We start from the raw sequence: 25777 nt of genomic DNA, 5'->3' as shown, positions 1-25777 counted from the left end.
TGCTTCGCCGGGGCGGCCGGTGGAATGCAACCAGTTTTTTCGGCCGGGACTTCTGAATATCTCCCGGGCGGGTCACAAGAGGCCCGTAGGCGTTCGAGTCAACCATTCGCCCGGGACAGCGTCAAGGTCAACAAGACGCGCTGGTAAGGGATTTCTCGGGTACGGACTCCACGGGCGGGAATGCGTGGAGCGGCCCGCCCGTACGGCAGGGAAAGCTGCCATACGGGCCGGTACCTCGTTTCACCGCGGGGTGGTTCAGGACCCGTCGGTGAGGTTTTTCCGAAGTTTTTCCGCGATGATCGGGCCGATCTCCCGCAGTGGTTCGGGGTTCATCATGTGCGTGTGCCTGCAGGCTGTCCTCCGAAATTCGACGGGGCCGGTGAGATAGCGGTCCCAGACCCCGGGTTCCAGCGTGTGGTCGTGTTCTCCCCCGGTCGCGGCCAGGATGAGCGTGGGCGCGGCAACCGGCTGCGGGGTGGCGTCGATGCCCAGGAGTGAGTTGTTCAGGGTGACCTCCATGAGGGCCTTGGCCTCGGTCTCGGTGAGGCCGGCCAGTGCGGAGTTCTTGGCACGCAGCATGCTCATGGCGTTCTCGTGGGTGAGGTTTTCGGTTTCCTCGTCGTCGAGTTCGACGTCGAAGAGATCCAGCATGGCCCGGTAGACGTCGGCCACCCGGACCTTGGTCATCGCCTCTTCCACTTCCCGGCGGCTCACCGGATTGACCGGATGGCAGTCGAGCAGGGTCAGTTGGGCCACCTGTCGGCCGCTCTTTTCCAGTAGTCCCGCCAGAGTGTGTGCGACCACGCCGCCGAACGACCAGCCGAGGAGGTAATAGGGGCCTTCGGGCTGGACCCGGAGAATGTGCTCCAGGTAGTCCTCGGCCATTTCCTCGACGGTATCCGGGAGTTCCTCGCTGCCGGTCAGGCCGCGGGCCTGGAGCGCGTGGACCGGGATGTCCTGGTCGATGTACTGCAGGAGTCCGGCATAGGTCCAGCCGAGGCCGCTGCCGGGGTGGATGCAGAACAGCGGACGGTGCCGGCCCGCGGTCCGTAGCGGGAGCAGGACTTCGAGGGCGTTCTCCTCGCCGCCGGTGTCGAACCGGTCGGCGAGCCCGGCCACGGTGGGCGTGCCGAAGAGTGCCCGCAGCGGCAGGTCCACACCGAGGACGCTGCGGATCCGGCTCATCAGGCGGGTGGCGAGCAGCGAGTGGCCGCCGAGGTCGAAGAAGCTGTCGTCGATGCCGACCCGGTCCAGGCCGAGGACCTCGGCGAACAGTCCGCTGAGCACTTCCTCGCGCGGGGTGCGGGGCGCGCGCCCTGGGCCGGCGCCGGTGAAGTCAGGGGCGGGCAGGGCCTTGCGGTCCAGTTTGCCGTTGGGGGTCAGCGGCACCTCGTCGAGGGCGACGACCGCGGACGGGACCATGTAGTCGGGGAGTTGGGCCGCGATGTGCGCCCGCAGTTCCCGTGCGTCCAGTCCGGCCGTGGGGTCGGCGGGGACGGCGTAGCCCACCAGCTGCACTCCGGTGGCGCCGTCCTCGCGGGCGACGACCACCGCCTGGCGTACCGAGGGGTGCGCGGTCAGGACGGCAGCGACCTCGCCGGGTTCGATGCGGAAGCCGCGGACCTTGACCTGTTCGTCCGCGCGGCCGGCGAACTCCAACTGCCCGTCGGGGCGCCGGCGTGCCAGGTCGCCGGTGCGGTACATCCGCACCCCGGGCTCGAAGGGGCTGGGCACGAACCGTTCGGCGGTGAGCCCCGGGCGGCCGAGGTAACCGCGGGCGACCTGGGCACCGGAGACGTACAGCTCGCCCACCACGCCCGGCGGTACGGGTCGCAGCCCGGCGTCGAGGACGTAGGCGCGCATGTTCCAGAACGGCCGGCCGATCGGTACCGGTCCGGACGGCAGCTCGGCGCCCGGCGGGATCTCGAACTCGGCGCAGTTGACGGTGAGTTCGGTGGGTCCGTAGGCGTTGACGAGGGTGACGTCGGGATGGACGGCGCGCCAGGGGGCGACCGCCGCGCCGGTGAGCGCCTCGCCGCCGAGGATGAGCAGCTCGGCCGGTGACCAACGGTCGGGCAGGGCCGCCAGCAGCGGCAGATGCGACGGGGTCGCCTTGAGGAAGGTGAGCGGTGCGTCCTCGGCGGGCTGTTCCCCGGCCGGGAGGTCCTCCAGGGCGGTGAGGTGGACCCGGCCGCCACTGAGCAGGGTGGTGTAGAGCGTGGTGACGGTGAGGTCGAAGGCGAGCGTGGAGTGCACCACGGTCGCTCCACGGGCGGCGGGGTAGTGCTCCGTCGTCCAGGTCAGGTAGTTGACCACCGAGCGGTGCTCGACCACCACGCCCTTGGGGCGCCCGGTCGATCCGGAGGTGCGGATGACGTAGGCGGGGTTGCCGGGCCGTAGCGGGGTGGTGCGGTCGGCGTCGGTGAGGTCGTGCGACGGCAGGGCGGCGAGCAGCTCGGTGGTCTCCGGGGAGTCCAGCAGCAGCCGGGGGTGGTCGGTGTCCGGGAGCAGGGTCTGCGCCTCGGTCGTGGTGAGCAGCTGGCGCGGCCGGGTGTCGTCGAGGGCGTGCGCGAGCCGGTCGGCCGGGTGCTTGAGGTCGAGGGGCAGGTAGGCGGCGCCGGACTTGAGGACCGCGAGGAGGGCCACCAGGGTCTCGACCGAGGTGGGCACGGCCAGGCCGATGAACTGCTCCGGGCCGGCGCCGGCCCGGACGAGGTGCCGGGCGAGTTGGTTGGCGCAGGCGTTGAGCTGCGCGTAGGTGAGCCGGGTGCCCCCGGACTCGACGGCGATCGCGTGCGGGTGAGCCGCGGCGCACTGCTCGAAGAGGCCGACGAGGGTGGTGTCCGGGACGGGGTGGTCGGTGGCGTTCCACTCCTCCAGGGCGGTGTGCCGTTCAGCGTCGGTGAGGATCTCGATCTCGCCGACGGGCCGCTCCGAGTCGGCGGTGACGGCCTCCGCGACCATGCCGAGGCGGGTCACGATGGCCTGTGCGGCGTCCGGGTCGAACAGGTCGGTGGCGTAGCGCAGGACGCCGCCGAGTCCGGCGGGGGCGCCGTCGTCGGTGAAGCTCTCGCTGAACAGGAAGTCCAGGTCGAACTTGGCGGCTCCGGTGCCGGCGTCGGCGAAACCGACGTCGAGTCCGGGCAGGGTCAGTTCCGGTCGTCCGGTGTTGCCGAGGGACATCATCACCTGGAACAGCGGGTGCCGGGACGACGACCGGTCCGGGTTGATGAGCTCCACCAGCCGCTCGAACGAGAGGTCCTGATGGGCGTAGACGGCGAGGTCGGTACGGCGGACCCGGGCGAGCAGTTCGGTGAAACCGGGGTTGCCCGACAGATCGGTGCGCAGCACCAGGGTGTTGACGAAGAATCCGATCAGGTCGTCGAGGGCCTCGTCGGTGCGGCCGGCGATCGGGGCGCCCATGACGATGTCGTCGCCGGCGCCGAGCCGGGAGAGCAGGACCCCCATGGTGGCCTGGAGCGTCATGAAGACGCTGGTGCCGGTGCGGGCCGCCAGCTCCACCAGGCCGCGGTGGACCTCGGCGGGCAGTTCGAAGCCGACGGTCTCGCCGCGGTGGCTGGGCTGGTCCGGGCGGGGCCGGGAAGTGGGGAGGGCCAGTTCCTCGGGGGCGCCGGCCAGCATCCGCCGCCAGAAGGCGACCTGCTGGGCGAGGGCGCTGTCCGGGTTGTCCTCGCTGCCGAGGACCTCCCGCTGCCAGAGGGTGAAGTCGGCGTACTGCACCGGAAGTTCGCGCCACTGGGGCGCGGCGCCGTCCTGCCGGGCGGTGTACGCGGTGACCAGGTCCTTGGCGAGCGGGGCCAGAGACCAGCCGTCGGACGCGATGTGGTGCATCAGGACCAGCAGGACATGGCGGTCGGGTCCGGTCCTGAAGAGCCAGGCGCGGACCGGCGGCTCGGTGGCGAGGTCGAATCCGTGGCGGGCGGCGGCCTCCAGTGCCGCGGGCAGTTCGCTCTCGTCGAGCGTCCGGACCTCCCAGCCGATGTCGGCCCGGTCCGGGTCGAGCACCAACTGCCGTGGCTCACCGCCGACTTCGGGGAAGACGGTGCGCAGCGACTCGTGCCGGGCGACGACGTCGCGCAGCGCGGCGTGCAGCGCCTGCTGATCGATCCGGCCGGTCAGCCGCAGCGCCAGCGGCATGTTGTAGGTCGCCGAGGGGCCCTCCAGCTGGTGCAGGAACCACAGCCGGCGCTGCGCGTACGACAGCGGTACGGCCTCGGAGCGGGCCATCGGCACCAGTGCGGCGCGGGCCTGTCCGCTGCCGTCCAGCCGCTGGGCGAGTCCGGCGACGGTGGGATCGTCGAAGACGGTGCCGATGGGCACCTCCACTCCGAACACCGCGCGGATCCTGCTGACCAGGCGGGTGGCGAGCAGGGAGTGCCCGCCGAGGTCGAAGAAGCTGTCGTCGATGCCGACCCGCTCCAGGCCGAGGACCTCGGCGAACAGGCCGCACAGTTCGGCTTCCTGAGGGGTCCGGGGCTCTCGGCCGACGCTGAGCGCCCCGTAGTCGGGGGCGGGCAGGGCCTTGCGGTCGAGCTTGCCGATCGGGGACAGCGGCAGCCGGTCGAGGACGACGAAGGCGGCCGGGACCATGTACTCGGGCAGCCAGCTGCGCAGCCCGGACCGGAGTTCCCGGTTGAGGTCGAGCAGCCGGCGGGACCGGGCGGGGCTGTTGGCGTACGGGGCGGCGGCGCGGGTGGTGGCGGAGCCGCGGTAGGCGGCCACCGGGGTGGTGCCGCCGGCGGGCCGGAGGACCGCGTCGAAGCGGTCGTCACGGCCGGACTCGGCCCAGGTGGTCACGGCGTCCATGCCGTGGGCGGCGGCGAGGTCGTGCACCGCCTCCGGGTCCAGGCCGGGGGTGGGCGGGATCGGCGCGCCGGTATCGCCGCCGCCTTCGATGGCGCGCAGTGCGGTGTGGTCGGCGAGCAGCCGGGCGTTGGGCACATCGGTCAGCCGCAGCCCGTCCGGGTGGGCGCGCAGGGCGGCGGTGAGCCCGTCCGCAGTGGCGCCCGCCGCGTCCCAGGTCAGCTCCGGCAGGTCGGCGAGCGGTGCAGCACCGGCCGGGGACTTGTGCAGCACGACGTCGTAGCGGTAGCGGGAGAGTTCGTTGGCGTGGCCGGCGCGCTTGAGCCGGATGTCGACGCCGCCGATGTCGTCCAGGGTCTCGCCGAGTCGGACGAAGTAGTCCGGGGCGAGCAGGAGTTCCTCCTCGTCGGCGACCTTCTGCTCCAGCAGTGCCCGGGCGGCGTCCGGATCGGCGTCCGGGCCCAGCCGGCGGGCGGTCACCCCGGCCTGGAGGTGGCGCAGCAGCCGCAGGTTGCGGATGTCGCCGAGGAAGAGCGCGCCGCCGGGGGCGAGCAGGTCCAGGCTCTTGCGGATGACGTCGGTGAGGTAGTCGGCGTGCGGGAAGTACTGGGCGACGGAGTTGAGGACGATGGTGTCGAAGTAGCCCTCCGGCAGGCCGGTGGTGTCGTCGGCGGGCTGGGCGCGGAGTTCGGTCCGGCCGGCCAGTTCCGGGTCGCCGGCCGTTCGCGCGCGCAGGCTCTCGACGGCCGGCGCCGAGAGGTCGGTGCCCCAGTAGGCATCGACGTGCGGGGCGACCTGGGAGAGGATCAGGCCGTTGCCGACGCCGAGTTCGAGGACGTGGCGCGGGGCGAGGCGGAGGATCGCGTCGACGGCCGCGGAGCGCCACTCGTGCATCTCGGTGAGCGGGATCGGGGTGCCGTCGTAGCTGCTCTTCCAGATCCCGAAGTCCTCCCAGAAGCCGCCGCCGGCCGCCTGGTCGCGGTAGACCGCGTCGTAGACCTCCTGCCAGGACGCCACCTGACGGCGGTCCTCGGCGCGGTCGCGGCCCTCCGACCGGTCCTGGTCGGGGACGACATAGCCGACGAGCTGCGGGGTGCCGCCGTCCTCGCGGACCATGACGGTGGCCGCGGCGATGCCGGGCTGCCGGGAGAGCGCGGCCTCGATCTCGCCGAGTTCGATACGGAAGCCGCGGACCTTGGCCTGGTCGTCGGCCCGGCCGAGGAACTCCAGGCCGCCGTCGGCGCGCCATTTGACGAGGTCGCCGGTGCGGTACATGCGCTCGCCGGGCGTCCCGTAGGGGGTGGCCACGAAGCGTTCGGCGGTCAGGGCGCGCCGGTCGAGGTAGCCGCGGGCCAGGAACGGGCCGGCCAGGTACAGCTCGCCGGCGACGCCGTCGGGTACCGGCCGCAGCCGGTCGTCCAGGACGTACACCCGGGCGTTGTTCAGCGGCAGGCCGATCAGCGGCGGGCGTTCCGGGCCGGTCACGTCGGCGGCGGTGATCCAGACGGTGGCCTCGGTCGGGCCGTAGAGGTTGACCGCGCCGCCGCCCTGGGCGTGCAGCTGCTCGGCCAGGGCGGCGGGCAGGGCCTCGCCGCCGACCAGCAGCCGGACGCCGGCCAGTCCCCCGAGGTCCTGGGCCAGCAGCGAGCGGTACATGGACGGGGTGGCCTGGAAGACGGTCGCACCGCACTCGGTGATCAGCCGGCGCAGGGCGACCGGGTCCTTGCCGACCCGGTCGGTGGCGATCTCCACGCTGGCGCCACCGAGCAGCGGTGCGTAGATCTCCACGGCCGCGATGTCGAAGGTGATGGTGGTCGCGGCCACCATGTGGTCGTCGGGTGTCAGCGGGACGCGTGCGGTGACCGCGTCGAGGAAGTGGGCGAGGTTCGCGTGGGAGACCACCACACCCTTGGGGTAGCCGGTGGAGCCGGAGGTGTAGATGACGTAGGCGGCGTGGGCCGGGTGGACAGGGGTGCGCCGGTCGGCGTCGGTCACGTCGGTGTCCGCCAGGGCCGTCAGCCGGCGCTCGGCCTCGGGGTCACCGAGCTGGATGGAGAGTTCCGGCAGCGGTTCGGGCAGGGTCGCGCGGACCGCGGCCGTGGTGATCAGCGCGGCGGGTGCGGCGTCCCCGACGAGGTACGCCAGCCGGTCGGCGGGGTGGGCAGGGTCCAGCGGCAGGTAGGTCGCGCCGGCCTTCTGGACCGCCAGCAGGGCGACGACCAGGTCCGTCGACCGGGGCAGCGCCAATGCCACCACGCACTCGTGGCCGATGCCGTGGTCGAGGAGCAGCCGTGCCAGCTGGTTGGCGCGCCGGTTCAACTGCCCGTATGTCACCTCCTCGTGGCCGGCGCGGACCGCGAGCGCATCCGGGGTCCGGGCCGCCTGCCGGGCGATCTTCTGGTGCGGCCACTCGGAGGGCGGCTCGGTCGCGGTGCCGTTGCGGGACTGGAGCGCCGTGGTCCGTTCGTCGGCGGAGAGCAGTTCGATGTCGCCGATGCGCGCCGCCGGGTCACGCACCACGGCGCGCAGGAACCGCTCGTACCAGGCGGCGATCCGCAGCACCGTGGCCCGGTCGAAGAGTTCGGTGGCGTACTCCAGGGTCGCGCTGAGTCCGGCGGGTGCGCCGTCGTCGTCCAGGACCTCGGTCAGGCTGAGGAAGAGGTCGAACTTGGCGCTCTCACTGTCCAGCGGATACGGCGTGACCTCGATGTCCTGCATGCGCAGGGTGGCGGTCTCGGTGTTCTGGAGCGCGAACATCACCTGGAACAGGGCGTTGCTCGCCTGCGACCGGACCGGGTTCAGCGCCTCCACGAGGTACTCGAACGGCAGGTCCTGGTGTGCGTAGGCGCCGAGCGCGGTGTCCCGGGCGCGGCCGAGGAGCGTCTCGAACGGCGGGTTGCCGGCGGTGTCGGTGCGCAGGACGAGGGTGTTGACGAAGAACCCCACGAGGTCGGCCAGGGCCTCGTCGGTACGGCCCGCGATCGGCACGCCGACGGGGATGTCGGGGCCGGCGCCGAGTCGGGTGAGCAAGGCGGCGAAGCCGGCCTGCAGCACCATGAAGAGGGTGGCGCGGGTGTCCGCGGCGACCTTGCGCAGCCCGGCGTGGAGTTCGGCGTCGAGGGTCAAGGGCAGGAAGTCGCCGTGGTAGCCGGCGATCGCCGGCCGCGGGCGGTCGGTGGGCAGTTCCAGCAGCGACGGGATGCCGTCCAGTGCTTCCTTCCAGTAGGTGAGCTGCTGCGACACCAGGCTGTCGGGGTCGTCGGCACGGCCCAGGAGTTCCTGCTGCCAGATCGCGTAGTCCACGTACTGCACCGGCAGCGGCTGCCCGCCGGGGAGCGAGCCGGCCAGCCGCGCCTCGTACGCGGCGGCGAGGTCCCGCATCAGCGGTGCCCGCGAGGCGCCGTCGGCGACGATGTGGTGCATCAGCAGCACCAGCACCGGGTCGCGCTCCTCGTCACCCGCCGGCCCGTGGCCCGCGACCGGGACGAACAGCCAGGCCCGTACGGGCGGTTCGGAGTCCAGGACGAAGCGGTGGCCGGCGGCCTCCTGTACGGCCCGGTGCAGCCGCTCCGGAGCCAGCTCCTCGACAGTCAGCGACAGTTGGGCCTCAGCAGGATCGAGCACCACCTGCCGGGGCTCGCCGTCGGTGGCGCGGAACACCGTCCGCAGCGACTCGTGGCGGGCCACCAGGTCCTGCAGCGCCTCCTGAAGGGCCTCCCGGTCCAGCTCGCCGGACAGCCGCATCGCGAACGGCCAGTTGTACGCCGCCGAGGGCCCCTCCAGCTGGTGCAGGAACCACAGGCGGCGCTGCGCGAAGGACAGCGGCACCGCGTCCGGCCTCGGCATCGGCGCCAGCGCCGTACGAGCCCGGCCGCCGGCATCGAGCCGGGTGGCCAGCCCGGCCACGGTCGGCGAGGCGAAGACCTCGGAGATCGGGATCTCCACGCCCAGGGCCGCGCGGATCCGGCTGACCAGCCGGGTGGCGAGCAGCGAGTGCCCGCCCAGCGCGAAGAAACTGTCGTCGATGCCGACCCGATCCACCCCCAGGACCCCGGCGAACAGCCCGCACAGCAGCTCTTCCTGCGGTGTGCGCGGGGCGCGGCCGGTGCTGAGGGCGCCGAAGTCCGGTGCGGGCAGCGCCCGGCGGTCCAGCTTTCCGTTCGGCGTCAACGGGATCGCATCGAGGGCCACCACCGCCGCCGGGACCATGTACTCGGGCAGCCGCTCCGCCAGGTAGGCGCGGAGCGCAGCGGTGTCGAGCCCGGCCGTGCCGGTGTCCTTGTTCGGGACGGCGTAGCCGACGAGCTGGGTGTCCCCCTGGTCCGTCTCGCGAGCCGCGACGGCGGCCTGGCGGACGTCGGGGTGGTCCTGCAGGGTCGCCGCGATCTCCCCCGGGTCGATCCGGAAGCCGCGGATCTTGAGCTGTTCGTCGGCCCGGCCGGCGTACTCCAGGTTCCCGTCCGGCCGCCAGCGCGCCAGGTCGCCGGTCCGGTACATCCGCACCCCGGGCTCGAACGGGCTGGCCAGGAAGCGCTCCGCGGTCAGCCCGGGCTGGCCCAGGTAGCCGCGGGCCAGCTGCGCACCCGCGACATACAGCTCACCGACCACACCCGTCGGAACCGGCCGGAGCCGCTCGTCGAGCACATAGGCCCGCGTGTTCCAGAACGGCTTGCCGATCGGCACCGGCCCCTCGGGCAGCTTCTCCTTCGGCCCGACGCGGTACTCGGTGCAGTTGACGGTGGTCTCGGTCGGCCCGTAGGCGTTGACGACGGTGACCCGCCGGTGTTCCCTGCGCCACTGCGCCAGCACCTCACCGGACAGCGCCTCGCCGCCCAGGATCAGCATCTCGCCCGGCGACCACTGCTTCGGCAGGTCGCCCAGCAGCGGCAGATGGGACGGGGTGGCCTTCAGGAACGCCACCGGGACGGCGTTCTCGCGGTGTGCGAGGTCGTCCAGCGCGTCGAGGTAGACCCGGCCGCCGACGGTGAGGGTGGTGTAGAGGCCGGTGACGGTCAGGTCGAAGGCGATCGAGGTGGGAACCAGCGTCGCGCCGCGGGCCGCCGGATAGTGGTGGGCGGTCCAGTTGAGGTAGTTGGCGACCGCCCGGTGCTCCACCATCACGCCCTTGGGTGTGCCGGTCGAGCCGGAGGTGTAGATGACGTAGGCCGGGTGCTCCATCGCCACCTCGACCTCGGGGTCCTCGTCCGGGAAGCCGGACAGGTCGCGGCCGAGCGCCGCCTCGTCCAGCACCAGCACCGGGTCAGCGTCGGCCAGCATGAACGCCCGCCGCTCCGCCGGATAGTCCGGATCCACCGGCACATACGCACCACCGGCCTTGAGGACCGCGAGCAGCGCCACGATCAGCTCCACCGAGCGCGGCAGCACCACCGCAACCAGCTTCTCCGGACCGACCCCCTCGCCGACCAGCCAGTGCGCCAGCCGGTTCGCCCGCGCGTTCAACTCCCCGTACGAGAGGGACTCGTCGCCGCTCACCAGGGCGATCGCATCCGGAGCCCGCCGTGCCTGGGTCTCGAACAACTCGGACAGCGTCAGCTCGGGAACCTCCACCGCAGTGTCGTTCCACGCCGTCACCAGTTCCTGCCGCTCGGCCTCACCGAGCAACTCCACCCGCCCGATCGGCAGCGACGGATCCGCCACCACCTGCTCCAGCAGACGGGTCCAGCGGGCCAACAGCCCCTCGACCGTGGCCCGGTCGAACAGATCGGTGGAGTACTTGATCGCGCCCACGATGCCGGCCGGGGTTCCGGCCGTGTCATGACGCTCCATCACATTGACCGACAGGTCGACCTTGGCGGTCTCGATGTCGACCGGCTCCCCGCTGACCTCCAGACCCGGCAGCCCGAACTCCGCGACCGGGTTGTCCTGGAGGACCAACATCACCTGGAACAGCGGGTGATGGGAGCTCGACCGCTGCGGGTTGAGCAGCTCCACCAGGTGCTCGAACGGCACGTCCTGGTGCTCGTACGCCGCCAGGCTCGCCTCCCGAACCCGGCCCAGAAGCTCCTCGAACCCTGGGTCACCGGAGGTGTCGGTGCGCAACACCAACGTGTTGACGAAGAACCCGACGAGGTCGTCCAGCGCCTCGTCCCGGCGCCCGGCGATCGGCGAACCCAGCGGAATGTCCGTACCGGCGCCCAGCCGCGTCAGCAGGGCCGCCATCGCCGCCTGTACGGCCATGAAGACCGTGGCACCCGACTCCCGGGCCAGCTCCGCCAGCCGCTGGTGCAGTTCCGCGCCGAGCGTGAAGTTCACCGACGCGCCCACGGACGACGCCTGCGCCGGGCGGGACCGGTCGGCGGGCAGGCTGATCTGCTCGGGCAGCCCCGCCAGGGTCTCCCGCCAGTACGCCAGCTGCCGGCCGTACAGGCTCTCCGGGGCATCCTCGTCACCGAGGAGTTCCCGCTGCCACAGGGTGTAGTCGATGTACTGCACGGGAAGGTCCGGCCACTGCGGGGCGTCGCCCTGCTTCCGTGCCCGGTACGCCTCCACCGTGTCGCGGGCCAGCGCACCCATCGACCAGCCGTCACCGGCGATGTGGTGCAGCAGCAACAACAGCACACAGTCATCCGGCCCGATCTCGAACAGGCAGGCACGGAAGGGTATCTCGGTGGCCAGGTCGAACCCGTGCCGGGCCGCCTCCTCCAGCGCCGCCGGCAGCTCCGCCTCCGACACCGAACGCCGCTCCCAGCCGAACCCGGCGTCCGCGGCGTCCCGCACCACCTGGTACGGCTCGCCGTCGGTCTCGCCGAAGACGGTGCGCAGCGACTCGTGCCGCCCGATCACGTCGAGCAGCGCATCCCGCATCGCCTCGGCGTCCACCGCGCCCTTGAGGCGAAGCGGCAGCGGCATGTTGTACGTCGCGGACGGGCCCTCCAGCTTGTGCAGGAACCACAGCCGGCGCTGCGCGAACGACAGCGGCACGACGTCGGGCCGCGCCATTGGCGCCAGCGCGGTCCGCGTGACGCCGCCACCGAGCCCCAACTCCTCCACCAGCCCGGCCACCGTCGGCGACTCGAACATCACATAGAAGGGGATCTCCACATCCAGCTCGGAGCGGACGCGGTTGACCAGGCGGGTGGCGAGGAGGGAGTGTCCGCCGAGGTCGAAGAAGCTGTCGTCGATACCGACCCGCTCCACACCCAGCACCTCGGCGAACAGGCCGCAGAGGACTTCCTCCTGCGGGGTACGCGGCCCACGGCCACCGGCGGTGGCGGCGTAGTCCGGTACCGGAAGCGCCCGCCGGTCCAGCTTGCCGTTGGGGGTCAACGGCAGCCCATCGAGCGACACCACAACCGAGGGAACCATGAACGCCGGCAACCGCTCCCCGAGTTGAGCGAGCAGCACGGCGGCATCCACCAGCCCCTCGCCATCCGGCACGACGTAGGCCACGACCCGCTGGTCGCCCGGAGAGTCCTCACGGACCACCACCGCTGCCTGCCGGACCCCCGCAGAGGCGACCAACAGCGCCTCCACCTCACCGGGCTCAATCCGGAAGCCGCGCACCTTCACCTGCTCATCGGCACGACCCACATACTCCAACTGGCCGTCCGCACGCCACCGCACCACATCACCGGTCCGGTACATCCGCACACCAGACTCGAACGGAGAAGCAACAAACCGCTCCGCGGTCAACCCGGCCCGCCTGACATACCCACGCGCCAAACCAGCACCCGAAACGTACAACTCACCCGCAACACCCGCCGGAACCGGACGCAACGCCTCATCCAGAACGAACACCCGGGTGTTCGCCAACGGACGTCCCATCGGCACCACACCATCACCAGCGCCCGACAGACCCTCACTCATCGACACACAGACAGTGGACTCCGTCGGACCATAGGCGTTGACCACCCGACGGCCCGCAGCCCACCGCGCCACCAACTCCGGCGACGCCGCCTCACCGGCCAACACCACCGTCTCCAACCCCGACAACACCGACTCCACACCCAACGGCAACGCACCCAACACCGACGGCGGCACCGTCACATGCGTCACCCGGTGCGCAGTCAGTGCGTCCACGAGCGCATCACCAGCCAGTCCACCGGCCTCCGGCAGCACCAACACAGCCCCGGAGGTGAGGGCCATCGCCAGCTCGGAGAACGCGGCGTCGAAGCTCGGCGACGCGAACTGCAACACCCGACTCGACGACGTCACACCGAACCGCTCCACCTGCGACGACACCAAGCTCCCCACACCACGATGGGAAACCACCACACCCTTCGGCATGCCGGTAGAACCAGAGGTGTAGATCACATAGGCCGGATGACCCAACTCAACGTCCACCACAGGATCGGCATCCGAGAAGCCGGACAGGTCGCGGCCGAGCGCCGCCTCGTCCAGCACCAGCACCGGGTCGGCATCGGCCAGCATGAACGCCCGCCGCTCCACCGGATACTCCGGGTCCACCGGCACGTACGCACCACCGGCCTTGAGAACGGCCAACACCGCCACCACCAGATCCACCGAACGCGGCAACACCACCGCAACCAGCTTCTCCGGACCAACACCCTCACCGACCAACCAGTGCGCCAACCGGTTCGCCCGCGCGTTCAACTCCCCGTACGAGAGGGACTCGTCGCCGCTCACCAGGGCGATCGCATCCGGAGCCCGCCGTGCCTGGGTCTCGAACAACTCGGACAGCGTCAGCTCGGGAACCTCCACCGCAGTGTCGTTCCACGCCGTCACCAGCTCCCGCCGCTCGGCCTCACCGAGCAACTCCACCCGCCCGATCGGCAGCGACGGATCCGCCACCACCTGCTCCAACAACCGCACCCAACGCGCCAACAACCCCTCGACCGTGCCCCGGTCAAACAGATCGGTGGCGTACTGGACGGCCGAGATCACGCCCGCGGGCTCGCCGTCCGCATCGCGGCGCTCGATGACGTTCAGCTCAAGGTCGGCCTTGGCCACGTTCAGGTCCAGGCCCTCCAGTTCGACCTGGAGGCCGGGGAGGGCGAAGGCCGCCTCGGGGGCGTTCTGCAGGCCGAGGATGACCTGGAAGAGCGGGTGATGGGACGTCGAACGCTGCGGGTTGAGCAGCTCCACCAGGTGCTCGAACGGCACGTCCTGGTGCTCGTACGCCGCCAGGCTCGCCTCCCGAACCCGGCCCAACAACTCCTCAAAGGCAGGGTCACCAGAGGTGTCCGTGCGCAACACCAACGTATTGATGAAGAAGCCGACCAAGTCGTCCAGCGCATCGTCCCGACGGCCGGCGATCGGCGAACCGAGCGCGATGTCCGTACCGGCGCCCAGCCGCGTCAGAAGCGCCGCCATCGCCGCCTGCAACACCATGAACACCGTGGCGTTCGAACGGCGGGCCAGCCCGACCATCCGCCGGTGCAGCTCCGCGTCCAGCTCGAACGAGAGCAGCGCGCCCTGGTAGGAGGCGACGGCCGGGCGGGGCCGGTCGGCGGGGAAGGTGACCTGCTCGGGCAGCCCGTCGAGCTGCTTGCGCCAGTAGCCGACCTGGCTCTCGAACAGGCTGTTCTCGTCGGACGCATCACCCAGCAGCTCGCGCTGCCAGAGGGTGTAGTCGGCGTACTGGACCGGAAGCGGGGACCACTCCGGGACCTGGCGTTCGGCCCGTGCCGTGTACGCGGTGACCACGTCGCGGGCCAGCGGACCCATCGACCAGCCGTCGCTGCCGATGTGGTGCATCAGCAGCAACAGGACGCTCTCCTCCGCGCCGACCTCGAACAGCCAGGCCCGCACCGGGATCTCCGACGACAGGTCGAACCCGTGGCGGGCCGCCTCGTCCAGCGCCGTCGACAGGTCCGCCTTCGACACCGTACGCCGCTCCCAGCCGAGCCGGACGTCGGCCGGGTCCAGTACCAACTGGCCGGGCTGGCCGTCCACTTCGGGGAACACCGTACGCAGCGACTCGTGCCGCCCGATCACGTCGAGCAGCGCATCCCGCATCGCCTCGGCGTCCACCGCGCCCTTGAGGCGAAGCGGCAGCGGCATGTTGTACGTCGCGGACGGGCCCTCCAGCTTGTGCAGGAACCACAGCCGGCGCTGCGCGAACGACAGCGGCACGACCTCCGGCCGCGCCACGGGGACCAGCGCCGTACGGGAGCGCCCCCCCGCCGCATCCAGTCGGGCCACCAAGCCGGCGACCGTGGGGGCCCCGAACACCTCCTTGATCGGCAGTTCCACACCCAGGACGCTGCGCACCCGGCTCACCAGGCGGGTGGCGAGGAGGGAGTGTCCGCCGAGGTCGAAGAAGCTGTCGTCGATACCGACCCGCTCCACACCCAGCACCTCGGCGAACAGGCCGCAGAGGACTTCCTCCTGCGGGGTACGCGGCCCACGGCCACCGGCGGTGGCGGCGTAGTCCGGTACCGGAAGCGCCCGCCGGTCCAGCTTGCCGTTGGGGGTCAACGGCAGCCCATCGAGCGACACCACAACCGAGGGAACCATGAACGCCGGCAACCGCTCCCCGAGTTGAGCGAGCAGCACGGCGGCATCCACCAGCCCCTCGCCATCCGGCACGACGTAGGCCACGACCCGCTGGTCGCCCGGAGAGTCCTCACGGACCACCACCGCTGCCTGCCGGACCCCCGCAGAGGCGACCAACAGCGCCTCCACCTCACCGGGCTCAATCCGGAAGCCGCGCACCTTCACCTGCTCATCGGCACGACCCACATACTCCAACTGGCCGTCCGCACGCCACCGCACCACATCACCGGTCCGGTACATCCGCACACCAGACTCGAACGGAGAAGCAACAAACCGCTCCGCGGTCAACCCGGCCCGCCTGACATACCCACGCGCCAAACCAGCACCCGAAACGTACAACTCACCCGCAACACCCGCCGGAACCGGACGCAACGCCTCATCCAGAACGAACACCCGGGTGTTCGCCAACGGACGTCCCATCGGCACCACACCATCACCAGCGCCCGACAGACCCTCACTCATCGACACACAGACAGTGGACTCCGTCGGACCATAGGCGTTGACCACCCGACGGCCCGCAGCCCACCGCGCCACCAACTCCGGCGACGCCGCCTCACCGGCCAACACCACCGTCTCCAACCCCGACAACACCGACTCCACACCCAACGGCAACGCACCCAACACCGACGGCGGCACCGTCACATGCGTCACCCGCTGACCCTCCAGCACCACGAGCAGCACCTCGCCCGCAAGCGGCCCAGTCTCCGCGACAACCAAAGCCGCACCCGAGGAAAGAGCCATCGCCAACTCGGAGAACGCAGCATCAAAACTCGGGGACGCGAACTGCAGCACCCGGCTTCCCGACGTCACACCGAACCGCTCCACCTGCGACGACACCAAGCTCCCCACACCACGATGGGAAACCACCACACCCTTCGGCATGCCGGTAGAACCAGAGGTGTAGATCACATAGGCCGGATGACCCAACTCAACGTCCACCACAGGATCGGCATCCGAGAAGCCGGACAGGTCGCGGCCGAGCGCCGCCTCGTCCAGCACCAGCACCGGGTCGGCATCGGCCAGCATGAACGCCCGCCGCTCCACCGGATAGTCCGGGTCCACCGGCACGTACGCACCACCGGCCTTCAGGACCCCAAGAACCGCCACCACCAGATCCACCGAGCGCGGCAACTCCACCGCCACCAGCTTCTCCGGACCAACACCCTCACCGATCAGCCAATGCGCCAACCGGTTCGCCCGCACATTCAACTCACCATAAGAAACCGACCGATCACCGACCACCACCGCAGTCGCCTCCGGCACACAACGCACCCGAGCCTCGAAAAGCCCCGCCAACGTCGCCTCCGGAACCTCAACCCCCGTACCGCTCCACACCTCCACCAACTCCCGCCGCTCGGACCCACCAAGCAGCTCCACCCGACTCAACGGCAACGACGGATCCGCCACCACCTGCTCCAACAACCGCACCCACCGCGCCAACAACCCCTCGACCGTCGAACGGTCGAAGAGCGCGGTCGCGTACTCGACCAGGACGTCGATGCCGGCGGGGTTGCCCACCCGGTCGCGGCGCTCGGTGACATTGACAACCGAGTCGGCGCGGGAGACCTGGAGATCCACCCCTTCGAGTTCGACCTGGAGGCCGGGGAGGGAGAAGGACGGCTCCGCCGCGTTCTGCAAGCCGAGGATGACCTGGAAGAGAGGATGGTGGGAGGTGGAGCGCTGCGGGTTGAGCAACTCCACCAGGTGCTCGAACGGCACGTCCTGGTGCTCGTACGCAGCGAGGCTCGCCTCACGGACCCGCCCGAGGAGTTCCTCGAAACCAGGATCACCGGAGGTGTCCGTGCGCAGAACGAGCGTATTGACAAAGAAGCCGACGAGGTCGTCGAGCGCGTCGTCCCGACGGCCGGCGATCGGCGAACCGAGCGGGATGTCCGTACCAGCACCCAGCCGGGTCAGCAAGGCCGCCATGGCGGCCTGCAACACCATGAACACCGTCGCGTTCGAGCGACGAGCGAGCCTGATCAGCCGGCGGTGCAGCTTGGCATCGAGTGCGAACGTCAGATGGGCGCCTTCGTAGGAGGCGACGGCCGGGCGGGGCCGGTCGGTCGGGAAGGTCACCTGCTCGGGGAGGCCGGCCAGTTGCTCCCGCCAGTAGCCGACCTGCTGGGCGTAGATGCTGTGCGGGTCGGACTCCTCGCCCAGCAGCTCGCGCTGCCACAGGGTGTAGTCGGCGTACTGGACCGGCAGCGCCGACCATTGCGGTGCGCCGCCCTCGGTACGGACCGTGTACGCGGTGACCACATCGCGCGCCAGTGGACCCATCGACCAGCCGTCGCCGGCAATGTGGTGGACGAGGAGAAGGAGGACGCTCTCTTCCGGTCCGCTCTCGAACAGCCAGGCTCGGACCGGGATTTCGGCGGCCAGCTCGAAACCATGGCGGGCCGCTTCCTCCAGTGCCTGGGGGAGTGCCTCCTCGGGGAGGGACCGGTGTTCCCAGCCGAAGCGGACGTCGGCCGGGTCCAGCACCAGCTGCCGCGGTTCGCCGTCGACTTCCGGGAAGACGGTACGCAGCGACTCATGGCGGGCGATGACGTCGCGGAGCGCGGTGTGCAGGGCCTCGGCGTCCACCGCGCCGTGCAGCCGCAGTACCAGGGGCACGTTGTAGGTGGCGGAGGGTCCTTCAAGCTTGTGCAGGAACCAGAGGCGGCGCTGGGCGAACGACAGCGGAACGATGTCCGGGCGCACCGCGGGTACGAGGGCCGCGCGGGAGCGACCCTCACCGACGCCGAGGCGGGCAACGAGGCCGGCGACGGTGGGGGCGACGAAGACGTCCTTGATCGGCAGCTCCACGCCCAGCACGCTCCGTACCCGACTGACCAGCCGGGTGGCGAGGAGGGAGTGCCCGCCGAGGTCGAAGAAGCTGTCGTCGATACCGACCCGCTCCACACCCAGCACCTCGGCGAACAGGCCGCAGAGGACCTCTTCCCGCGGATTGCGCGGGCCCCGGCCGCCGGCGGTGGCGGCGTAGTCCGGTACCGGCAGGGCACGGCGGTCGAGCTTGCCGTTGGGGGTCAGCGGGAGCCGGTCCAGGACCATGACGGCAGACGGGACCATGTAGTCCGGCAGGCCCTCCGCGAGACGTTCGCGGGCGGCCTCGACCACCTCGCCGATGGCTCGGACGGCTGCCGGATTGTTCACCCACGGGCCGCCCGCGGTGGCCGGCAGGTAGACGCCGGTGAGGACGGCGTCGTTCATCTGGGCCGGGAGGATCACGGCGTCGAAGAGGGCGACCGACCGGGACGACCAGGTGGTGACTACACGCTGGCCGCGCTCCTGTCCCCAGGCCACCAGGTCTTCGGGGTCGGTCCCGGTTCCGTACTCCTCGGCGTCGTGGCCGTCGAGGGCGCGCTCCGCAGCCACCTCGCCGATGAGCCGGGCGTTGGGGATTCCGGTGACGCGGACCGGGGAGTTGAGGTCCGCGAACAGTTCGGCCAGGTCCAGGCCGGGGGTCCAGGGCAGCTGCCGGGCGTCGGACAGGTCGACGGTGCTGTCCGGTGACTTGTGGAGGATGACCTCGTAGCGGTGCCGGGTCAGTTCGTTGTGGTAGCCGCCGCGCTTGAGGCGGATGTCGATGGCGCCGACGCGGTCGTCGCGCTGGGCGATCCCGATGAAGAATTCCGGTGCGGCGACGAGTTCCTTCTCCAGGAGGACCGCGCGGTCCACGACGGCGCGGGCGGCGGCGCCGCGGCCGGCGTCGACCGCGGCGTGCAGGACCCGCAGCGATCCGGCGTTCCGGACATCGCCGATGATCAGTCGGCCGCCGGGGGCGAGCAGTCCCATGGCCTGGTCGATCACCTGGGCGAGGTAGCCGCCGTCGGGGAAGTACTGGACGACCGAGTTGATCAGCACGGTGTCGAAGTACGCCGGGGGCAGCCCCTCGGTGGTGTCCGCGGTCTGGCAGCGCAGCCGTACCCGGTCAGCGAGACCGGCCTCGGACACCTGACGGGAGAGCCGGCCGATGACCGCGCCAGAGAGGTCGGTGCCCCAGTATTCCTCGGCGTCCGGGGCCAGGTGGGCCATCAGCAGACCCGAGCCGACGCCGATCTCCAGGATCCGGCGGGCGCCCGTGGCGCGCACCTGGTCGACGATGGCGTCCCGCCAGGCCCGCATCTCGTCGAGCGGGATGGGGTCGCCCGTGTAGGAGCTGTCCCAGCCGGAGAAGTCCTCGCCGAACCGGCCGGCGCCCGACCCGGCGTAGACCGAGTCGTAGATCTCGCGCCACTCCTCGACCTGGGCGTCCGCGCCGGTGTCGGAGGCGGGTGTGTCGGAGGCGGGTGCAGGGGAGGCCGCCGCGGCGGCCTCCAGGTCGGGTACGACATAGGCGACCAGACGCTGGTCGCCGGGGGTGTCCTCGCGGGCCACGACGGCGGCCTGGCGGACGCCTTCATAGGCGACCAGCAGCGATTCGATCTCGCCGGGCTCGATCCGGAATCCGCGGACCTTGACCTGCTGGTCGACCCGGCCCATGTACTCCAGCTGGCCGTCGCGGCGCCAGCGGACCAGGTCTCCCGTCCGGTACATCCGCGCGCCGGGCTCCAGCGGGGAGGCCACGAACCGCTCGGAGGTGAGCGCGGCGCGTTTGACGTAGCCGCGGGCAAGGCCGGCGCCCGATACGTAGAGTTCGCCCGCGACGCCCACCGGCACCGGGCGCAGGCCCTCGTCGAGGACGTAGACCTGGGAGTTGGCCACCGGGCGGCCGATCGGTACGTCGCCCTCGTCGAGCGGGCCGGCCATGGTGACGATGACGGTGGACTCGGTGGGGCCGTAGGCGTTCATCACGCGGCGGCCGGGCGACCAGCGCACGACCAGTTCCGGCGGTACCGCCTCGGCGCCGACCACCAGGCATTCCAGGTCGGTCAGTTCCTCGCTGGCGCCGGGCGGGAGGGTGGCCACGACCGACGGTGGGATCAGCGCATGGGTGACCCGTCCCTCGGCCAGCACGGTCTGGAGTTCCTGGCCGACCAGGCGGCCGCGTTCGGGGACGACCAGTGCTGCGCCGGAGGAGAAGGCGACCAGCATGTCCCAGAACGCGGTGTCGAAGCTGGGTGAGGCGAACTGCAGGACGCGGCTGGCGGGGTTGATTCCCAGCATCTGGACCTGGGTGTGGGCGAGGCTGGCGACGCCACGGTGGGAGACCACCACGCCCTTCGGGATGCCGGTGGAGCCGGAGGTGTAGATGACGTACGAGGGGTGGTCCATGGACAGCGTGACGTCGGGGTCGGTGTCCGGGTATCCGGAGACATCGGTGTGCAGTGCTTTTTCGTCCAGGGACAGCACCGGAGCGGCATCGGCGAGGATGAAGGCACGCCGTTCGGCCGGGTATTCCAGGTCGACGGGAACGTAGGCACCGCCGGCCTTGAGGACGGCGAGGACGGCCACCACGAGGTCGACGGACCTGGGCAGCATCACGCCGACCTTGTGCTCGGGGCCGACGCCCTGCTCGATCAGCCAGTGGGCCAGCCGGTTGGCGCGGGCGTTGAGCTCGCGATATGACAACGTTTCCGTCCCGCGAACCACCGCGGTGGACTCGGGGGCGCGCCGGACCTGCCTCTCGAAGAGCCCGGCCATGGAGGCTTCCGGGACCTCGGTGGCGGTGTCGTTCCACGCCGTCAGCATCGTGCTGCGCTCCGCCTCGGCCAGCAGGTCGAGCTCGCCGATGGTGCGCGTCGGGTCCTCGACAACCTGCTCCAGCAGACGGGTCCACCGGGCCAGCAGGCCCTCGACGGTGGAGCGGTCGAAGAGGTCGGTGGCGTACTCGACCAGCACCTCGATGCCCTGCGGGCCGTCGGCCGGGTGGTGCCGTTCGGTGAGCGAGACCAGCATGTCGAAACGGGAGGTGCCGGAGCTGAGGACCTCTGCCTGGACCTGGATGCCGGGGAGTTCGAAGGCGCCGCTGGGCGCGTTCTGCAGGACGAGCGCCACCTGGAAGAGGGGGTGGTGGGCGGGCGACCGTTCGGGGTTGAGGAGCTCCACCAAGTGCTCGAACGGGAGGTCCTGGTGCTCGTAGGCGGCCAGGCTGGCCTCGCGGACGCGCCCGAGCAGGTCCTTGAAGGCGGGGTCGCCCGAGGTGTCCGTACGCAGCACGAACATGTTGACGAAGAAGCCGATGAGGTCGTCGAGGGCCTCGTCGGTACGGCCGGCGATACCGCTGCCGAGGGGGATGTCCGAGCCTGCGCCCAGCCGGGTCAGCAGGGCCGCCATGGCGGCCTGCAGCACCATGAACACGGTCCCGTTGGCGTTCCGGGCCAGTTCGACGAGTCGGCGGTGCAGCTCCTCGTCCAGTGCGAAGGTCAGCTGGGCGCCCTCGTAGGAGGCGACGGCGGGGCGGGGACGGTCGGCCGGGAAGGTGACCTGCTCGGGCAGGTCCGCCAACCTGTCCTTCCAATAGCTGACTTGACAGTTGAGGACACTATCGGGGTCGGACTCGTCGCCGAGCAGCTCGCGCTGCCACAGGGTGTAGTCCACGTACTGGACGGGAAGTTCGGACCAGCCGGGGGCGCGCCGCTCGACACGGGCGGTGTACGCCTCGGCGATGTCCCGTGCGAGCGGGCCCATCGACCAGCCATCACCCGCTATGTGATGCATGAGCACCATCAACACTAAGTCGTTGGTGCCCGTCTCCAGCAGCCAGGCCCGGACCGGGACTTCGGATGCCAGGTCGAAGGCGTGGCGGGCGGCCTCCTCCAGCACCTTCGGAAGCGCGTCCTCGGTCACCGTGCGGTGCACCCAGTTGAGCTGGACGTCTTCCGATTCAAGCACCAACTGGTGGGGTTCACCTTCGACTTCGGGGAACACGGTGCGCAGCGACTCGTGCCGCTCCAGCACATCCAGCAGGGCGGCCCGGAGGGCCTCCGTGTCCACCTCCCCCTTCAGTCGCAGCGCAAGCGGCATGTTGTAGGTAGCCGAGGCCCCCTCCAACTTGTGCAGGAACCACAACCGGCGCTGCGCAAAGGACAACGGGATCACGAGCTCTTCCTTCTTCCTGCTTACGGAGAAAGGCCCTGGCATCGCATGCCACGGCGCGGCCGCCGAGACTTACCGCAGGGCGGACCATGCAAGGGGCGGAAATGGCAAAGTGCCTGAAATTTAGAATGCAAGTTGAAGTAAATCGACGGTAACGCGAGGAATCCGCCACAGGGCAAGACAGCTTCTGGGTTCCTCTTCAGCACCCAGGGAAAGGCCGCTCGACCGGACATCGGCCGGATCCGGGGGTCAACCGGAGAAGCGGCCGGAGTTCAGTCCGTACCAGGCGCTGTGCGCCCGTCAAGTGACAGGATCAGCCGTGCGGCTTCGCCCGGAGAGGGCAGTCGGTGCGCACAGCGCGCCGTTCAGCGCATCTCGCATGAAGGCGCCGACGGGCCGGCCGGTGACGACGAGAAGCGAAGCGTAGGAATGCACACGGCATCGTCGCGTCCGCAGATAGCCTTCGGTCATGGAACTCAACCCCCGTTAGGTGAGTAAAACCGTCAAGGTCGCTCAGCAGCGGTCTCAAGCGATCACTGTGATCCAATCAGCCGATCCGGGGAGCGTCAAGTGAGTTCTGAGACTCGCGAACTCGCCCTGGTAGCCGCAAGGTTGGGATGCCACGTGCCGGGTGCCCGCCGCCCCTCCGGCAGGCACCCGGCGGCCGATCAGACGGCCGGAACCACCCAGGCCATCCCGTCTCCGGAGGGCACCAGGCCGCCGCTGAACAGCGGGTCCTCGTCGTTCAGCGCATGCCCCAGCGCGGCACGTGCCTGCACCCGTGCGCTCTCCTGCATCACTTCACCGACGATCGCGGACCTGAAGAGCGGGGCGTTCTGCTCCCCGTCACGACGGGCCTCCACGCCCACCGAGTCCACCGCGGCGGCCAGTTGCCCGGCTGTCTGCTCCAGGCGCATACCGGCCAGTGAGGAATCGCCGGAGGCCGCGCCTCCGACCAGCTCCACAAAGGCTTCGATATCACTGGTGTTGGCTTTGGTTACCTTCTTGGCCTTCCAGAAGTAGGACTCCTCGTCGTGGTGCATGTCGTAGAAGCCGACCAGGAATTCGTAGAACAGTCCGTACTCCCGACGGTAACGCTGCTCGAACTCCTCGAAGCTGCGCTTCTCATCGATCTCGCCGGCCAGCACACTGTTGATCGAGCGGGCTGCCAGCAAACCGCTGTAGGTCGCAAGATGGACACCGGAGGAAAACACGGGATCGACAAAGCAGGCGGCATCCCCGACGAGCACCATCCCCGGGCTCCAGAAAGCCGTACCACAGTAGGAGTAGTCCTTCCGCACCCGGATTTCTCCGTACGTCCCCTCGGTGACCCGACGCGCTTCCGACAGCATGTCCCGGACCTCCGGGCAGCGGTCGATCAGCTTCAACAGGGCCTTCTCAGGGTCGCCCTGGATCTGGTCGGCCCGTTCCCTCGCCACCACCGCACCGACACTGGTCAGCTTCTCGGTGAGCGGGATGTACCAGAACCAGCCGTCGTCAAAAGCCGCCGACAGGATGTTTCCGCTGCGCGGGGCGGGCAGCCTCTTACCACCCTCGAAATAGCCGAACAGCGCCACGTTCTGGAAGAACTCCGAGTAGACACGCTTGCCGCCGGTGTTCTTGTGCAGACGGCTGCGGTTACCGGAGGCATCCGCCACGAATGTCGCTGACACCTCCCGCACTATTCCGTCGGCGTCCGTGTACCGCAGGCCGGTCACCCGGTCACCGGCCTTGATGACGTCGTTCACCGAGCATTCTTCCCGCACGTCCACCCCTACCCGGCGGGCGTTGTCGAGCAGAATCTTGTCGAACTTCATCCGCTCCACCTGGTACGCGTGCGACGTCGGCCCGGCGAGCTTCTGCGATATGGCGAAGGTGAAGGTCCACGGCTCGGGCTTGGATCCCCAGCGGAAGGTCCCGCCCAGCTTCTTGGTGAAACTTGCCTTTTCCAGCTCCTCGGTCACACCCAGCAGCTTGCCGACACCGTGGACCGTCGCCGGCAGCAGCGACTCACCGATCTGGTAGCGCGGAAAGCGCTCCTTTTCCAGCAGCATGACCCGGTGTCCGCGCATCGCCACCAGAGCGGCGAGTGTGGCCCCGGACGGCCCGCCACCAACCACAACAAGGTCGAATTGCTCAGCGGTTGACGTGTTCACGCACTAACTCCTCGTATCTGGTTGCCTGATGCCGTCGAACTCATTACGTGCTGGCAGATGCCGACGTTTCCTCTGGGCGCTCAGCGCACCGCCTCGAACGCCACCGGCAGGCCCTTGAGAAAACGGAAGTTGATGTTCTCCTGCCACCTGGGACGGCTCTCCAGCAGGCGAAGTTCCTTGGTCCGCCGCAGCAATGCGGACAGTGCTGTCTCGACCTCGGTGACCGCGAGCGAGGCGCCGAGACAATAGTGGATGCCATGGCCGAACGAGAGATGGTCGGCGGCGCCCCGGGTGATGTCGAGCTGGTCGGGATTCTCGAATTTGAGCGGATCGTGATTTCCTGACCCCAGTACCAGGGTGACCGACTCGCCCTCGGGAATCCCCTTTCCCAGAACCTCGATGTCGGTCAGTGCCACCCGGGTGGTGAACTGTACGGAGCTGTCGTAGCGCAGCAGCTCATGGGCGGCCTTGAAGCCCAGGTCGGGCCTGCCGCGCAACAGTTCCAGCTGGTCAGGGTTCCGGAGCAGAGCCAGGACGGCGTTGCCGATGAGATGCGTCGTGGTGGCCTGCCCGGCGTCGATGAGCAGCAGGAAGTTGGCGAAGATCTCGTCGTCGGTGTAGTCGCCACTCTGGATCTGCTCGGCGATCATCTGGGTGAAGAAGTCCGTTTCGGTCCCGGCACGGCGCTCCTGGGCTCTCCCGTCGAACGCCTCCCGGAGCTTTTCCACCCGCGGTATTTCCTTGCGGGACTGGGCGAAGAACTCCATCAGCAGTCCCTGCCAGTTCTCCAGCAAATGGACGGCATGGTCGGGAACCCCGGCCAGCCGCGCGATCACTCCCCTGGTCAGCGGTTCGGAGAAGTCATGGATGACATCCATCCTCCCCTGCTCCACCACCCGGTCGAGCAGTTCCTCCGTGAGATTCTCGATGACTGGCCGAATCTCCCGAATGAAGCGCGGTGTCAGGCCCGGTCTGATCAAATTCCGGAGCTTGGTGTGCCGCGGCGGCTCATGGAATACCATCATGTCCGCCAGCGCATCCTTTAACGGCTTGAGTTCGGCGCGCGCCGCAGCCGGCAACTGTTCATGGAAGCTTTCGATCCGGGCTCCGGAGAGCCGGTCATCCTTGGAAAGCGCGCTGATCTCCTCGTACCCGAGAACCACCCAGCTGCGCATCAACTTGTCGTAGTAGACCGGACTTTTCTCTCGGACCTCCCGATAAAAGGCGTACGGGTTGGCCGCGTTTCCCGGAGTGAAGAGTTTGAGCAGGCTGGGCGCCTCTTGAATGGCCATGCTACGACCAGCTCACTTTCGGTTCGGTACGTTCATGGAGTG

General features: G+C 69.8%; 3 protein-coding genes. All 3 read right to left on the bottom strand.

What is annotated here, in order from left to right; translation table 11 throughout:
* Nucleotides 1-255: 255 nt before the first annotated feature.
* The 3 genes from MOV08_RS33730 to MOV08_RS33720 all read right to left on the bottom strand — a co-directional run bounded on the left by MOV08_RS33730 (nt 256) and on the right by MOV08_RS33720 (nt 25735).
* On the bottom strand, nt 256-22290 hold the full coding sequence (locus MOV08_RS33730; protein WP_275310068.1) for a non-ribosomal peptide synthase/polyketide synthase: 22035 nt from the start codon (nt 22288-22290) through the stop codon (nt 256-258).
* A 665-nt stretch (nt 22291-22955) separates the two neighbouring features.
* Entirely contained in the window at nt 22956-24443 is a 1488-nt protein-coding gene (locus MOV08_RS33725; protein ID WP_275310067.1) for a tryptophan 7-halogenase, read from the bottom strand.
* A gap of 80 nt (nt 24444-24523) precedes the next feature.
* On the bottom strand, nt 24524-25735 hold the full coding sequence (locus MOV08_RS33720) for a cytochrome P450 (RefSeq protein ID WP_275310065.1): 1212 nt from the start codon (nt 25733-25735) through the stop codon (nt 24524-24526).
* Nucleotides 25736-25777: the final 42 nt, after the last annotated feature.

The organism is Streptomyces yunnanensis (genome assembly GCF_029011865.1).
In the GTDB taxonomy this organism is placed as follows: Bacteria; Actinomycetota; Actinomycetes; order Streptomycetales; family Streptomycetaceae; genus Streptomyces; species Streptomyces yunnanensis.
The sequence above is the reverse complement of the archived record's forward strand: the minus strand, read 5'-3'. Positions and strand labels throughout refer to the sequence as shown.